Annotated in this window: 16 protein-coding genes and 1 pseudogene; 12 read left to right on the forward strand and 5 right to left on the reverse strand. The window is 45.7% G+C overall.

The features are described 5' to 3' along the window. Positions 1 to 445: 445 nt before the first annotated feature. A pseudogene (locus tag M1E06_RS03500) lies at positions 446 to 910 on the reverse strand (methyl-accepting chemotaxis protein); the annotation flags it as partial. 292 nt (positions 911 to 1,202) lie between these two features. Here M1E06_RS03500 and M1E06_RS03505 point away from each other — a divergent pair. Beyond that, complete coding sequence (locus M1E06_RS03505; protein WP_020452997.1) at positions 1,203 to 2,150, forward strand: ABC transporter substrate-binding protein; 948 nt, start codon at positions 1,203 to 1,205, stop codon at positions 2,148 to 2,150. A 130-nt stretch (positions 2,151 to 2,280) separates the two neighbouring features. Further along, positions 2,281 to 4,059 carry a zinc ribbon domain-containing protein gene (locus M1E06_RS03510; protein WP_020452996.1) on the forward strand — a complete coding sequence of 593 codons (1,779 nt, stop codon included), beginning with the start codon at positions 2,281 to 2,283 and terminating at the stop codon, positions 4,057 to 4,059. A gap of 42 nt (positions 4,060 to 4,101) precedes the next feature. Here the strand turns inward: M1E06_RS03510 and M1E06_RS03515 are convergent, their stop codons facing one another. Next, positions 4,102 to 4,881: a zinc ribbon domain-containing protein gene (locus tag M1E06_RS03515; RefSeq protein ID WP_020452995.1), complete on the reverse strand. Its 780-nt coding sequence runs from the start codon at positions 4,879 to 4,881 to the stop codon at positions 4,102 to 4,104. Between the two features lie 160 nt (positions 4,882 to 5,041). On the opposite strand from M1E06_RS03515, the gene M1E06_RS03520 reads away from it, so the two are divergent. Continuing rightward, complete coding sequence (locus tag M1E06_RS03520; protein WP_020452994.1) at positions 5,042 to 5,674, forward strand: NAAT family transporter; 633 nt, start codon at positions 5,042 to 5,044, stop codon at positions 5,672 to 5,674. Positions 5,675 to 5,725: 51 nt separating this feature from the next. Here M1E06_RS03520 and M1E06_RS03525 read toward each other — a convergent pair whose 3' ends face one another. Beyond that, on the reverse strand, positions 5,726 to 6,265 hold the full coding sequence (locus M1E06_RS03525; RefSeq protein ID WP_020452993.1) for a GbsR/MarR family transcriptional regulator: 540 nt from the start codon (positions 6,263 to 6,265) through the stop codon (positions 5,726 to 5,728). A 257-nt stretch (positions 6,266 to 6,522) separates the two neighbouring features. Here M1E06_RS03525 and M1E06_RS03530 point away from each other — a divergent pair, with 257 nt between their 5' ends. From M1E06_RS03530 to M1E06_RS03545, 4 genes are read left to right on the forward strand one after another with little or no spacing between them, the layout of a single operon-like run. Next, positions 6,523 to 7,662: a betaine/proline/choline family ABC transporter ATP-binding protein gene (locus M1E06_RS03530; RefSeq protein ID WP_020452992.1), complete on the forward strand. Its 1,140-nt coding sequence runs from the start codon at positions 6,523 to 6,525 to the stop codon at positions 7,660 to 7,662. Between the two features lie 21 nt (positions 7,663 to 7,683). Next, positions 7,684 to 8,337: an ABC transporter permease gene (locus M1E06_RS03535; protein ID WP_035337716.1), complete on the forward strand. Its 654-nt coding sequence runs from the start codon at positions 7,684 to 7,686 to the stop codon at positions 8,335 to 8,337. Between the two features lie 13 nt (positions 8,338 to 8,350). Then, a complete protein-coding gene (gene opuCC / locus M1E06_RS03540) occupies positions 8,351 to 9,268 on the forward strand; it encodes an osmoprotectant ABC transporter substrate-binding lipoprotein OpuCC (protein ID WP_020452990.1) in 918 nt (305 codons plus the stop codon). Between the two features lie 16 nt (positions 9,269 to 9,284). Continuing rightward, positions 9,285 to 9,962 carry an ABC transporter permease gene (locus M1E06_RS03545; protein WP_020452989.1) on the forward strand — a complete coding sequence of 226 codons (678 nt, stop codon included), beginning with the start codon at positions 9,285 to 9,287 and terminating at the stop codon, positions 9,960 to 9,962. Between the two features lie 48 nt (positions 9,963 to 10,010). Here M1E06_RS03545 and M1E06_RS03550 read toward each other — a convergent pair whose 3' ends face one another. Next, on the reverse strand, positions 10,011 to 10,409 hold the full coding sequence (locus tag M1E06_RS03550) for a helix-turn-helix domain-containing protein (protein WP_023856314.1): 399 nt from the start codon (positions 10,407 to 10,409) through the stop codon (positions 10,011 to 10,013). Between the two features lie 172 nt (positions 10,410 to 10,581). Next, positions 10,582 to 10,983, reverse strand: a complete 402-nt coding sequence (locus M1E06_RS03555; protein WP_020452987.1) for a transcriptional regulator — start codon at positions 10,981 to 10,983, stop codon at positions 10,582 to 10,584. A gap of 152 nt (positions 10,984 to 11,135) precedes the next feature. Between M1E06_RS03555 and M1E06_RS03560 the strand changes: the two genes are divergently transcribed. The 5 genes from M1E06_RS03560 to rnr all read left to right on the forward strand — a co-directional run bounded on the left by M1E06_RS03560 (position 11,136) and on the right by rnr (position 15,278). After that, positions 11,136 to 11,369 (forward strand): helix-turn-helix domain-containing protein, encoded by a 234-nt coding sequence (locus tag M1E06_RS03560; protein WP_164470226.1) that lies wholly within the window; start codon positions 11,136 to 11,138, stop codon positions 11,367 to 11,369. Positions 11,370 to 11,397: 28 nt separating this feature from the next. After that, a complete protein-coding gene (locus M1E06_RS03565; protein WP_020452985.1) occupies positions 11,398 to 11,679 on the forward strand; it encodes an AbrB/MazE/SpoVT family DNA-binding domain-containing protein in 282 nt (93 codons plus the stop codon). Between the two features lie 164 nt (positions 11,680 to 11,843). Beyond that, a complete protein-coding gene (gene secG, locus M1E06_RS03570; protein WP_003185418.1) occupies positions 11,844 to 12,074 on the forward strand; it encodes a preprotein translocase subunit SecG in 231 nt (76 codons plus the stop codon). Positions 12,075 to 12,214: 140 nt separating this feature from the next. Then, positions 12,215 to 12,961 (forward strand): alpha/beta hydrolase, encoded by a 747-nt coding sequence (locus M1E06_RS03575; protein ID WP_035337713.1) that lies wholly within the window; start codon positions 12,215 to 12,217, stop codon positions 12,959 to 12,961. Between the two features lie 13 nt (positions 12,962 to 12,974). Beyond that, positions 12,975 to 15,278 (forward strand): ribonuclease R, encoded by a 2,304-nt coding sequence (rnr, locus tag M1E06_RS03580; RefSeq protein WP_059230941.1) that lies wholly within the window; start codon positions 12,975 to 12,977, stop codon positions 15,276 to 15,278. Positions 15,279 to 15,298: the final 20 nt, after the last annotated feature.

Consider the following 15,298-nt stretch of genomic DNA (forward strand, 5'->3'; position numbering starts at 1 on the left):
AAAGGGGATGGCGCGGTATTTCTTGTAATCGGTTTTTGTTTAGGGCTTTTCCTTGGAGTCGTTTTTAATATTTTATCGTATGGTCTTTCTATAGGAATAATGCTTGGATCGTTAATAGATCTTTCTTTTTATATTCGATACAAAAAGATAAACAATAAATAGAGTGATCTTTTAATTAAACATCTATGCCACGTACAGGATTCTAACTATTTGGCTGTCAAGATGAGAGTACTGTTAAATGTTCTATTTGGTTATTTTTTTGACAAAGCATAAAAAATAAATCATACATACTACATTCAATGGACTTAAATGTGTTGGACATTATGTATCACTTTATGATTTTTTTACTTATCTTCAAAATAAAAATAACACCCTTGCGTCTTTTAAGCGAGGGTGTTATTTAATTGCTCTACATTTTAAACTGAGAAATCTTTTCTTGAAGGTCCTACGCTATAACCGCCAGGTCTTCTGATGCTTTGGCGATTTCTGCCGTAATCGATGACTGCTCCTCTGTTAAAGCGGATGAATTGTTTAGGTTTTCGTTTGTGTTCACTGAATAATCGTGCACTTGTTTGACGATATCGCGCATTTGTTTTGTATGTTCTTCAACAGCTTGGATATCATCTTTGATAAGCTGAATATTTGCTGTCACATCATGGATAGATTGATGGATGCTTGTAAAGGACTGCCCCGTTTGTTTGACTTTTTCGATGCCTGTATGTGCAGCTTGCTGGCTGTCTTTCATCGATTCGACTGAATGGGTTATCCCGTCTTGTATTGAGTGGATGGTAGCTGAAATATCAGTCGAAGCATTTTTTGTTTCCTCGGCAAGCTTGCGGACTTCCTCAGCCACGACGGCGAACCCTTTTCCTGATTCACCAGCTCTCGCCGCTTCAATAGCAGCGTTTAATGTTCTCTCTCAGAACGGCTGCAAGCAGCGGGATCAAGATCATGATTTTCAAAAGAGTTGGCAAGTTTTCAAAAGCGAATGCTTTCAAAATAGAACCTCCTTAAACCTCTGATTAAGCTTTATCGGCTTTTCGCCGATTCCACTGGATAATCCCACCTGTACAACAGCTTAAAAACGGTCTTCAGCATCATCCAAAGCAGATTTATAGGAATTTCATATTGACTTTGGGTTGTTTCATTATATAATCTAATTGATAATGAAAATCATTTGAGAAAAGGGGATACAGCATATCATGAAACGTTTTAAATGGTTTGCGCTGTTCGCTGCGCTTTTCCTTATATTAGCCGCCTGTGGAAATCAAGAGAAAGAACAAGCTGCGGAGAAGAACGACAGCAAAGATTCCTATACTGTAAAGCACGCAATGGGAACAGCGACAATTGACGGCACTCCGAAAAAAGTCGTTGTGCTGACGAATGAAGCGACAGAAGCAGTGCTCGCCCTGGGTGTTAAACCTATCGGCGCCGTTCAATCCTGGCTGGGAGATCCATGGTATGATCATATTAAAGATAAAATGAAAGGCGTAGAGAACGTCGGAACGGAAGCTGCGCCGAATATTGAAAAAATCGCGAGCCTGAAGCCTGACCTAATCATCGGCAATAAAGTTCGCCAAGAAGAAGTATACGACAAGCTGAAAGCAATCGCGCCGACCGTATTTGCCGAGACATTGTCAGGGGAATGGAAAGACAACTTTAAGCTGACAGCCGAGGCGCTCAATAAAAAAGCAGAAGGCGAAAAAGTCATCGCTGACTTTGACAAGCGTGTTGAAGACATTCATGAAAAGCTCGGCGATAAAGTGAAGCAAAAAGTCTCTCTCGTCCGCTTTACAGATGCCGATACCCGCATCTATCACAAGGGATCGTTTGCCGGAACGGTTTTGGATCAGCTCGGTTTTGCAAGGCCTAAAGGCCAGGAAGCCAACGATCTCGGACAAATGGAAGTGACAAAGGAGCAAATTCCTGATATGGATGGAGACGTGCTTTTTTATTACACGTATGAGACAGGCGATGACAAAGCAAGCGCCATTGAGAAAGACTATATCAACGATCCGCTCTTTAAAAATTTAAGCGTCTCCAAAAAAGGAAACGTCCATAAAGTGAGCGATGCCGTCTGGAATACAGCCGGGGGCGTCCTTGCAGCGAATCTGATGCTTGATGATATCGAAAAATACTTTTTAAAATAATGAAAAAAAAGTCAAACGGATCAGCGCATTCGTTTGGCTTTTTTTGATGCTGCCTTAAGATTAACTCCCTTCTTACGATAAATATAGTATAAAATGACTAACGAGGTTTAAGTTTGATAGGAGGAAAGTCATGAATTTTTGCAAGGAATGTGGAAGGGAACGAACAAAAAATGCGCTGTATTGCAAGCATTGCGGCGCGCGGGCGGACGAGGAACGAGCTTCCGATCAGGCGGCGGGGTATCAGCGTGCGATGACACGAAAAAGAATCATCATCATGGCAGCAATCGCGGCCTGCTTGATTTTATTGTTTGCCGGCTATAAAACCGGTGAAGCACTCACTTCAAAGGAAAAACTGATTTCCGATTTTGAAGCTGCCCTCGATCAGAAAGATGCCAAGAAAGCAGCAAAACTGCTTCAATCATCAGACGTGGATCTGGCTGTCACGGAGAAAAACGTCAAGCCGCTCCTCGATTATTTGAAAGAACATCCGGATGAAGAAAAAGAGCTGATCTCATCCTTAAAGAGCGGTGCCGGCCATCCATTGATGACGATCGAAAAAAAGGGCAGACGTTTTTGGATCTATGACAACTATGTCTTGAACACGGCGCCTGTCTATTTAACGGTTAAGACAAACTATAAAGATACCGGCCTGTTTGTTAACGGTGAGAAGGTCATCACAACAGAAAAAGAAAACTTCGAGAAAAAAATCGGCCCGTTTGTTCCCGGTATTTACGAGGTGAAGGCAAAGCTGAAAAGCGGAATCGCCGACCTTGAAAAAGCGGAAAAGGTCACTGCCCTCCAAGGTGATGTGAAGGTTAATGCGGATCTTGACGGGCACATGGCAAAGCTCGTCTTTGGAGAAGGCTATGAAAACTTGAAAGGAACGCTCTGGATCAATGATCAGGAGATGAAGATCAACCCGTTCAAAGGAACTGAATTCGGACCCGTGCTGGCTGACGGTTCAATGACTGCTGCGGTTGAGGCGCAATTTCCGTGGGGGAAGCTGAAAAGCGAAAAAACGCCGATTGAAAGCGGGGAAATCGAAGTCAATCTTGCTTCAGACAAGGAATTTATGGATGAGATGATGACCACGGTCGTCAGTCATACAAAAGAAGCAGCAAAGGCCTTTGCAAGCGGCGATGTCAGCGGCATGACACTGGCCGCGACGTCTTATCAAACTAGCCTGAAAGAGGTCACGGACGGGCTGAAAAGCAGCAGCACCTACTATAAAGGCACCTACTTATCTACCGTATTTGATCTTGATTCGTTTCGGCTGTACAAAGAAGACGGGCAATGGAAAACAGAGGTCAAGGTGATTGAAAAGCATAAATCGGCTTATTATGACGACTACAGTGCCCCTGAACTGGAAGAAAACGATAACGGCTATACGTACACACTGGTCTATTCAGAAAGCAAGAAAAAGTGGTTCGTCGAAAAAAGCGATCCTGAAGCCGTTATCAATATCGAACATCAAAAAGAAATCAAAAATGACAATCCGAAGGAATACACATCGGCATGGGCTTCGGCAAAAGGAGCTGTGAACAATGCATCAGCAGATGAAGAGCTCACTGATCAAAAGGTTGCTTCCGCCATTGAAACGTATTTATACGGTCTTCAAGGCGCCATCAACACAAACAATTTCGGCCTTGTCCGCGATAGCTTGAAAGAAGGAAGTCCGCTGTACAACGATCAAAAGAAACTTGTCACTAAACTGCACAGCAGCGGGACGCAGGAAGAAGTTGCAGATTTCAGCGTAAACAGCTGGAAGCAAAACGGGCGGGAGGCAACGATTAAGACAACGGAGAAAATCAATATCATTAAAGGCGGAAAAGAACAGTTAAAAACGTACCATTGGACATATCATGCCTCCATCGAGAACGGACAATTGCTCTTGACGTCAATAGAATAAAAAAAAGCCTTTTTCCTTTGAGGAAAAAGGCTTTTTACTTCACTAAAACAGCCGCCCTAATATAGAGCCTCCGATCCTTCCGAAATATTCAAGAAACAAATCTCCCATGATCCGCACAGACATAAATGTCAGCAAATAGACGATCAGCGTCGCGTAAATCGTATCAACAGCGCCTGCCGCTTTTTCGTGGTAGCTCAAGATGACAGCCGGCGGAATTAAAAAGGCGATACCGCAAAGGGCAAAGAAAAGAATGTATACAAACAAACCCGTTTGCATGAATGATAAGAGCAATGCGGCGAGCAGAAGTGCGACGAAAGGAACAAGCACCGTTCCAAACCGTCCGAGCACTTCCTTAAATGTCGCTTGCACACCTCGAATGCGCACACCTGCGTATGTAAAAACAAATAATAAGAAAATATAAATAGCAAAGGTAAAAGCGGGCTTGACGACGATATCAAAAAATGTCGGCATTGCGTAGGATCGGCCGAATAATCCGGAATAGTCCCCCAGAGAGTCAAAAAAGCCTTTGAGGCCGAAGTAAAACATCAGCGGCACTGTAAGCGCAAAGATCACCATTGTGATGATGCTGTTGAGGATGTGCTGTTCCCCCGCGTTTTTCATTTCGGTATACGGTCGTTTCAATACCTTTAAACAAAAGGAAAAATACATGGAAGACGCTTGTTTCGCCGCCTCCGTGTACCTCGCTGCCTGCGGCGTTTCAGCGGGAGCCTTGCTGTCAGCACTGCCGCCTGCCAAGCTTGCCCCGCACTGCTCACAAAATTTTCCGCCATCTGTTTGATGGCCGCACTTTGAACATGTCATAAAAATAAAATCTCCTTTGAAATAGTTATTTTATCCTATAAAAAATTATTATAAAGGAAAGTGCCGCAAGATGACATTGTTTTTTGAAAGTTTAAGCGGCCAACGTCGGAGGTAAAAATCGATTACCCATATTTTTTTACGAAGAAAGGAGTGGTAAACCGTGTTTGCTTTTATCATCCATGTTTTTGTATCATTGTTCGCCGTCACAAATCCGATAGGCAATGTGCCGATCTTTTTGGCGCTCACAGAAGGCTATGAAGCAAAAGAACGCACCGCATTGGCGAGAAAGGCAGCAATTTTATCGTTTCTGATTCTGATCGCGTTTCTCATATTCGGAGAGTTCATCTTCAGGCTTTTTGACATCAACATCCATGCGTTGCGAGTTGCCGGCGGTATTTTTATTTTCGGAATTGCCTACAATCTGCTGAATGCGAAGCAGTCTCATGTTCAGTCGCTCCATCATGATGAGCACCGCGAGAGCAAGGAAAAAGAGGATATCTCGGTGACGCCGCTCAGCATTCCGATCATTTCGGGGCCCGGAACGATTGCAACGGTGATGAGCCTTTCGGCCGGCAGCCGCAGCCTGGTTCATTTTGGCGGTATGATCATCGGCATCGCCGCCGTCCTCCTGCTGACGTTTGCGGCTTTTCATTATTCGACGCTGATCAGCAACAAATTGGGGCAGACGGAAATGAATGTGATCACCCGGCTGATGGGCTTGATTTTGGCGGTCGTGGCGGTCGGCATGATCGGCACGGGCTTAAAAGGGATGTTTCCGGTTTTGTCGGGATGATTGGAGAAAAAGCAAAAAAAGCTGCTTTATTCTTTGCAGCTTTTTTTCAATTTATGAAGGTTTCGGCACATGCTTGAAGATTTCTTCGCTTTCTAAAAACGCGATCAGATTGTCAAGCCACTCGCAGTAATCGATCCATTGTTTTGTTTCTGCCAGCAGCTCATTGATTTTAGCTTCGGTTTCGGGTGAAAGGCCTTCTTCCTCAAGGGCTTCCAACAGCTCTTTTCTGATTTTCTTCCCGATCATCCTGTTCTTTTTGACGACTTTGCTCCAGTTGGCCGTAAACAATGAAATAAACGTTTGGTAATAATCTTGTTCGACATCGTACAAATCTTTGCGGACGCCTTTTTCAAAAACTTTTTCGGCTATATTTAAATCGAGCATTTCGCGGACGACCTGGCTCATTCTCGTTTTGCTCATGCCCGTTTCTTCTGACAGTTCATTTAAAGTCATCGGCTTTCTGTTCATATAGATAATCCCGAGCACGCGGCCGACAGTTGATGATATACCGTACGTATTCATGTTTTCCGCGATTTTTTCTATGAAATGTTCTTCCGCTTGTTTAATCGCCTTTAAAGCGTTTTCCTCCAAAGCACATCATCCCTTCGGGCAGCCAATTTTATTGTCAATATATCATAATTTTGCTAGCGGTTGAAAACACTAAAACGGCAGGAAAATAAAGAAATCGGCCGTAATTTTAAGAATAACCAGCAGATTGATGCCGTTAACATATATTTTTATGTCTTATGTATATAATTTAAACACTTTGTAAACTTTTTATTTCACAAAGTGTATTTTATAATAAATGAGATGTTGAAATTTTTAAAAAACAGATGGAGGTGTGCGTTTTGCTGAAGCTAGAAAATGTATCGAAGGTTTATAAAGGCGGAAAAAAAGCGGTCAAGAACATTGATCTTGATATAGCAAAAGGTGAATTTATCGTCTTTATCGGACCGAGCGGCTGCGGGAAGACAACGACGATGAAAATGATCAACCGTTTAATTGAACCGACTTCAGGAAGCATTTACATCGACGGAGAAAACATAATGGATCAGGACCCGGTGGAGCTGCGCCGGAAAATCGGCTATGTCATTCAGCAAATCGGACTCTTTCCCCATATGACGATTCAGCAGAATATCACGCTTGTTCCAAGGCTTTTGAAATGGCCGGAAGAAAAGCGGAAGAAGCGGGCGGAGGAACTGCTTCAGCTCGTTGATATGGGGCCGGAATATTTGAACCGCTATCCTCATGAACTAAGCGGCGGACAGCAGCAGAGAATCGGCGTGCTGCGGGCGCTTGCGGCAGAGCCGCCCCTCATTTTAATGGATGAACCGTTCGGAGCGCTGGACCCGATCACCCGTGATTCGCTTCAGGAAGAGTTCAAAAAGCTGCAGAAATCGCTGGACAAAACGATTGTCTTTGTGACCCACGATATGGATGAAGCGATCAAGCTTGCCGACAGAATTGTGATTCTTCGTGCCGGCGAGATTGTTCAAGTCGGAACGCCTGACGACATTTTGCGGAATCCGGCTGATGAATTCGTTGAGGAGTTCATCGGAAAAGAACGGCTTCTTCAGTCCCGTCCTGACATCGAGCATGTCGAACAAGTGATGAATCCGAATCCGGTCACGATTACGAGTGAAAAAAACCTGACTGAAGCGATTCAAGTGATGAGGGAGCGCCGCGTCGATTCACTGCTTGTTGTGGACGAACGCAATGTCTTAAAAGGATATATCGATGTTGAAATCATCGATCAATACCGGAAAAAAGCCGTCACGGTCGGAGAGGTTGTCAATGAGAATGTCTACTCCGTTCAAAAAGGCACGCTCATCAGAGATACCGTCCGAAAAATTTTGAAAAGAGGATTCAAATATGTTCCCGTTCTTGATGAAGAAGGGCGCCTTGTCGGAATTGTCACAAGGGCAAACCTTGTCGACATCGTGTACGACTCGATTTGGGGAGATGAAGAAACCCTTGTCCAACGTTAAATGTAGGGAGGTGCATCAATCATGAATCAGATCGTCCAATTTCTCCAGAACAACGGCGGGGAAATGCTTTATAAAACATGGGAGCACTTATATATATCCATTTTTGCGGTGCTGCTCGGCATCATTATCGCGGTTCCGCTCGGTGTCGTTTTAACGAGAATGAAAAAAGGGGCCGGCGTCGTGATTGGAATTGTTAATATCATTCAAACGCTGCCGAGTTTGGCGATTCTGGCGTTTTTTATTCCGCTCCTCGGAGTGGGAAAGATTCCGGCGATTGTCGCGCTGTTTTTCTATTCAGTCCTACCGATTCTGAGAAACACTTACACGGGCGTAAAAGGCGTCAATCGAAATTTGCTTGAATCAGGAAAGGGAATCGGTATGACTGCATGGGAACAAATCCGCCTGATCGAACTGCCGCTGTCGGTGCCGGTGATCATGGCAGGCATCCGGACTTCCACCGTTTACTTAATCGGCTGGGCGACGCTCGCGGCTTTTATCGGCGGCGGTGGACTCGGCGACTATATTTTTATCGGGCTCAACCTGTACCAGCCTGAGTACATTATCGCCGGAGCGGTGCCGGTTACGATACTGGCCATTGTGATCGACTATATGCTGTCGAAAACCGAAGACAAAGTCACGCCCCAAGGATTAAAAGGGATGAAGGAAGTATCATAAGGAGTTGGCTCTTATGCAAACAAAAAAATTGAGACGGCTCGGCGCCGTCATGCTGGTCTTCTCGCTTTTGATCAGCGGCTGTGCGCTGCCGGGTCTTGGCGGGGCTTCCGATAAAACGATCAAAATCGGGGCGCAAAACCTGACCGAATCCGAAATTCTTGCCAATATGATCTCGCTTTTGATCGAGCATGATACAGATCTCAATACGGTGCTTGTCAAAAACCTCGGCTCAAACTATGTGCAGCACCAGGCCATGCTCGGCGGAGACATCGACATTTCAGCGACGCGCTATTCGGGAACCGATCTGACAAGTACGCTAGGAAGGGAAGCGGAGAAAGACCCGGAAAAAGCGCTTCACATCGTACAGCAGGACTTTAAAAAGAAATTCAACTACAAATGGTTTGATTCTTACGGATTTGACAATACGTACGCTTTTACAGTCACGAAAGAACTCGCTGAAAAAGGGAACTATGAAACCATATCCGATCTGAAAAAAGACGCGGATAAACTGAAGCTTGGCGTTGACAATGCCTGGCTGAAACGAAAAGGCGACGGATATCCGGGATTTAAACAGGAATACGGATTTTCATTCGGCTCGACCTTTCCAATGCAGATCGGACTCGTTTATGACGCCGTCAAAAACGGCAAAATGGATATCGTTCTTGCCTATTCAACGGACGGCAGGATCAAAGCCTATGATTTAAAGCTGTTAAAAGACGATAAACGCTTTTTCCCGCCGTATGACTGTTCGCCGGTCGTGCCGGAAAAAGTGCTGAAGGAACATCCAGAGCTTAAAGAGACCATCAATAAACTGATCGGAAAAATCGATACCGAAACGATGCAGGAGCTCAATTACGAAGTTGATGGAAAACTGAAAGAGCCTTCTGTCGTCGCGGCCGAATTTTTAAAGAAGCACAATTATTTTGAGTAAAAGGAGGGGCTGACAAATGGAAGTGCTGCAGCAGCTTTGGACGTATTATGCGCAAAACGGGAGCTATGTGCTGGGGGAATTTTACCGACACTTTTTAATGTCGGCATACGGCGTATTATTCGCCGCCGTCGTCGGCATCCCTGTTGGTATTTTCATCGCCAGATACCGGAAGATCAGCAAATGGGTCTTTTCCATCACCAATGTCATTCAAACGATTCCGGCGCTTGCGATGCTCGCCGTCTTGATGCTAGTCATGGGACTCGGCGCCAACACGGTGATTCTATCATTGTTTTTGTATTCGCTTTTGCCGATTATTCGAAACACATATACGGGAATCGTCAGCATTGAGCACGCCTACCTTGAATCAGGGAAGGCGATGGGCATGACGAAATTTCAAGTGCTCCGGATGGTGGAGCTTCCGCTCGCTTTGTCGGTCATTATGGCAGGGCTCAGAACCGCGCTCGTCATCGCGATCGGCATCACGGCCATCGGCACGTTTGTCGGCGCTGGCGGCCTCGGGGACATCATTGTCAGGGGGTCAAACGCGACCAACGGAACAGCGATCATTCTGGCAGGCGCGATCCCGACGGCACTGATGGCGATCATCGCCGATCTGTTCATGGGATGGCTTGAACGTGCGCTGAGCCCCGTTAAGCATCATAAAGGCAAGACGCCGAATCCGGATGCCGCTTAAATGGCAGCCGAAAAAAGCCGAATTTCTGCTAAAGAGAAATTCGGCTTTTTATGATTGGCGTTTTTTCGCTTCATTGACCAAAAAATGAAAGTACTGTTCGAGGTTGAGCAGGTCTTCGCGGGACAAGCAGTCCCATTTTCCGGGCTCAAACAGCCACAGATCTTCGACGCCATGCTTGGCCGCGATGTCCTGCATCGTGACATAGCCGCGCGGTTGTTCGCGAATCTCGTCAGCCCTCATATAACCGGCAATATCCATGAGCTGCTCGTACGGCATTTTCAGAGCATCGGCCAATTTTCTGATCGTCGCGGGCTTTGGAACGCCGCGGTGGCCGTTTTCGATTCTGGAAATGGCAGCGGCGCTCACACCGGCATACATAGCAAGCTGATTAACAGACAGGCTTCTTTGTTCCCTCAGCTCTTTGAGTCGTTCGCCGAACATTGTCATCGCCATCTCCCCCGCAAATTCATGATATAAACAGTTTAATACAAATGTTGACTAAAGGAAATACTTAGACAGGAAAAATATTGACAAAAGTTAACATAAGGGATAAAATAACAGCAGGGTCGAAAACAGACGAAAATGATAAAAAGGGGGGCGTGCGCTGCGGAGAAGGTATTCAGTTTTTGTTTCGGCTGCTTGCTTCCTGCACGAGAAAGTCGAAATATTTGTCCAGGTTTTCGATGTCTTTCTTTGAGAGCACCTTCCACTTTTCGCTGTCAAACAGAGAAAGATCCTCTAAATCGTACTGTGAAACGATGTCGTAAATGGAATCGTAGCTGCTTCTTGCTTCCTGGACTGTAGATGCGCTGATATAGCCTGCGGATGCCATCAGTTCCTCATACGGGACTTTCAAAGCGTCCGCCAGTTTTCTGATCGTCGCCGGCTTCGGCACGCCGCGCTTTCCGTTTTCAATTCGCGAAATGCCGGCCGAACTGACGCCGGAATACATCGCCAGCTGATTGACGGTCAGTTTTTTCCGTTCCCTTAATTGTCGTAAATGGTATCCAAAGTTCGTCATGGCCAAAACCTCGCAATCTCTTATTATAAAATATTTTAGTACGAATATTGCCTATAGGAAACATATGGATGATAAAAGTATTGACAAAAGTTAACAAATCGTTTATGTTCAATATAGACAAAAAGAAACATAAGAGGTTAGAAAGGGGAGTAATCATGGTAAAAAAGATTCATATCAAAAGAGATTTTGTTCTCCAGTATATGATTGAACACAATCTCTCCTTAAATCAGCTTGCCATTGAAATCGGCGTATCCCCGGCGACTCTGAGCAGAGTTTTAAATGGCGAAAGGAGGCCCGGACAGCTTGTGATCGGAAAGATGATTCAGTATTTCAACAAAAAATTTGAAGATCTCTTTTATTATAAAGATGTTGACAAATGTCAATAAACAAAGGAAAAAAGGAGGCTTTTCAAACGTGAAAAATACGGGAATTGTCCGGAGAATCGATGAGCTCGGCAGAGTCGTTCTCCCGGTCGAAATGCGCAGGGTGCTGAATATCAATGAAAAGGACCCGCTCGAAATATACACCGACGGAGAAAACATCATTTTGACAAAATACGCCGCCAACATGGCATGCTTGATGACCGGCGACATCACCACCAAAAATAAAACGTATGCGGGCGGCAAAATCGTACTCAGCCCAAGGGGAGCAGAAATGCTGCTGGAAGATATGATGGCGGCCTTGTCAGAAAAATGATTACATATTCCGCCTGATAGGGAGCATAGCCGCTCCTTTTTTTTGTATACCTTATTCAGGCGCTGGGAAAAAATAAAAAAAGCTGTTCGAAACGCTCGTGACATGCGCTTGCTTTTCATGTAAAATAAAACTATTGTCAGCCAGTTTGTCTGGAGGTGTAGGTTATGGCCGCATTTTTAACGGTCTTATTAGTGATTGTAAGTATCGTACTGATCGTTGTCGTTTTACTGCAATCCGGCAAAAGCGCCGGATTATCAGGCGCAATTTCCGGCGGAGCCGAGCAGCTTTTCGGAAAGCAGAAAGCAAGAGGACTTGATTTGATTCTCCACCGGATGACGGTCGTTTTAACCGTGCTTTTCTTTTTCTTAACGATTGCGCTTGCTTACTTTGTATAAGACAATGAAGCATGAGGTCTGATGTTCAAGTCAGGCCTTTTTCCTATTTGCAGGTCTTTGTATGAAGAGACCGGCCGATTGATAAAGTTTGTTTCAAGACTAAACGTGGAAGAATACATATGAAAAGGAGACAGTGAATCATGAAAATCGTCAAACCACAACCTTTCACATTTAAAGGCGGAAAAAAAGCAGTCCTGCTGCTGCACGGATTTACCGGCAACACGGCGGACGTGAGAATGCTCGGAAGATATTTGAATGAAAAAGGCTACACATGCCATGCGCCCCAATATAAAGGCCACGGCGTGCCTCCGGAAGAACTTCTTTCTACAGGGCCGGAAGACTGGTGGAAAGACGTCATGAACGGGTATGAATATTTGAAATCGGAAGGGTATGAACAAATCGCCGCTTGCGGTCTGTCTCTCGGAGGGGTTTTTTCATTGAAATTGGGTTACACTGTACCCATAAAGGGAATTGTTCCAATGTGCGCGCCGATGTATATCAAAAGCGAAGAGACGATGTACGAGGGTGTGCTTGAGTATGCCCGCAATTATAAGAAATTTGAAGGCAAGACAGCGGAACAGATTGACGCTGAGATGGAAGAATTCAAAAAAACGCCGATGAACACGTTGAAAGCACTGCAGGATTTGATTGCCGATGTCAGAGAGCATGTGGACATGATCTATTCGCCTACATTTGTCGTGCAGGCGCGCCACGATCATATGATTAATACGGACAGCGCGAACATCATCTACAATGAAGTTGAAACGGATGATAAGCAGCTGAAATGGTATGAAGAATCCGGTCATGCCATCACATTGGATAAAGAACGCGAAGCACTGCACAAGGATGTGTATCAATTTTTAGAAACGCTGGATTGGCAGACATAAGGAGGTCTGGTTAGTGGAAAAAGAAGAATTTATGGATAAGCTTCTCTCCTTTATGAAAGAAGAAGCGTATAAACCTCTTACAGTTCAGGAACTGGAAGAGATGCTGGAAATCACCGATTCGGACGAATACAAAGAGCTTGTCAAAGCTCTTGTAACCCTTGAAGAAAAAGGGCTGGTCGTCAGAACGAGAAGCAACCGCTACGGTTTGCCCGAAAAAATGAATTTGATCAAAGGGAAGGTGTCGGCGCACGCGAAAGGCTTCGCGTTTGTTCTCCCCGAAGATTCCTCGCTTGACGATGTCTTCATTCCGCCGTCTGAGTTGAATACGGCAATGAACGGAGATACCGTGCTTGTCCGCCTGAGTACGGAGTCCGGAGGTACAAAAAAAGAAGGGGCCATCATCCGCATCATTGAGCGCAGCATTCAGAAGATTGTCGGCACGTATACAGAGACGAAAAACTTCGGCTTCGTCATTCCCGACGATAAAAAAATCACGAATGACATCTTTATTCCGAAGCACGCCAAAAACGGCGCCGTCGAGGGGCACAAAGTCGTCGTCCGCCTGACAAGCTATCCTGAAGGCCGGATGAGTGCGGAAGGGGAAGTTATCGAGATTCTCGGCCACAAAAACGACCCCGGCATCGATATCCTTTCCATCATTCATAAGCATGGCCTCCCGGGAGACTTTCCGGCTGAGGCGATGGAACAAGCCGGCAATACGCCTGATACAATCGATGAAAAAGATCTTGAAGGCAGACGGGATCTGCGCGATCAAACGATCGTCACGATCGACGGCGCAGATGCCAAAGACTTGGATGATGCCGTTACCGTCACAAAACTCAAAAACGGCCATTATAAACTCGGCGTCCACATTGCCGATGTCAGCCATTATGTCACAGAAGGGTCTCCGATTGACCAGGAAGCATATGAACGCGGCACGAGCGTCTATCTTGTCGACCGGGTGATTCCGATGATCCCGCACAGGCTGTCGAATGGAATCTGCTCCTTAAATCCGAAGGTTGACCGGCTGACTTTGTCGTGCGAAATGCTCATTAATCCTCAAGGGCAAGTCGTCGAACACGAAATTTTTCAAAGTGTCATTAAAACGACCGAGCGGATGACTTATTCTGACGTGAACAAGATTTTAGTCGATGACGATGAAGAGCTGAAGCAGAAATATGAGGCGCTTGTCCCGATGTTCAAAGACATGGAAGACTTGGCTGCGATTCTGCGCGGCAAGCGGATGGAACGCGGTGCCGTCGACTTTGACTTTAAGGAAGCGAAGGTACTCGTCGACGAAGAAGGAAAAGCGAAGGACGTCGTCTTGAGAGAACGGTCGACAGCAGAAAAGCTGATCGAAGAATTTATGCTTGTCGCCAATGAAACGGTCGCCGAGCACTTTCATTGGATGAATGTTCCGTTTATTTACCGGATTCACGAAGATCCGGATCAAGAAAAGCTCCAGAGATTTCTTGAGTTCGTTACGACATTCGGCTATGTCGTCAAAGGGACGGCCGGAAGCATCCATCCGAAAGCGCTGCAAAGCGTGCTTGAAGAAGTCAGGGATCGTCCTGAAGAAGCCGTAATTTCAACGGTTATGCTCAGATCGATGAAGCAGGCGAAATACGATCCGCAAAGCCTCGGACACTTCGGCTTGTCGACTGAATTCTACACCCATTTCACGTCACCGATTCGCCGCTACCCTGACTTGATCGTCCACAGGCTGATCAGGACGTATTTGATTCAGGGCAAGACAGACGAAGCGACAAGGGAGAAATGGGCCGAAAAACTGCCTGAGATCGCCGAGCATACGTCAAATATGGAACGCAATGCCGTAGATGCCGAGCGGGAAACGGATGATTTGAAAAAAACCGAATTTATGCTGGATAAGATCGGTGAAGAATTTGACGGTGTGATCAGTTCCGTTACGAACTTCGGCATGTTTGTCGAGCTGCCGAACACGATCGAAGGGCTTGTCCACGTCAGCTTTATGACAGACGATTTTTACCGTTATGATGAACAGCACTATGCCATGATCGGCGAGCGTACGGGCAACGTCTACCGGATCGGCGATGAGATTACGGTCCGCGTCGTTGACGTCAATAAAGACGAGCGGAACATCGATTTTGAAATCGTCGGCATGAAAGGCTCCCGCCGCCGGCAGAAACCGGAGCCAAAACAGAAAAAGGGTCCTAAAAAGGATGCTCCATCGGCTGACAAAGGGGAATGGTTCACCAAGCCGAAAAAGAAAAAAGTAAAGAAAAAACGCGGTTTTCAAAACGCGCCGAAACAAAAACGCAAGAAAAAGAAAAAATAGACGGCACACGTCAAAAAAAG

Source organism: Bacillus sp. AK124 (assembly GCF_053903085.1).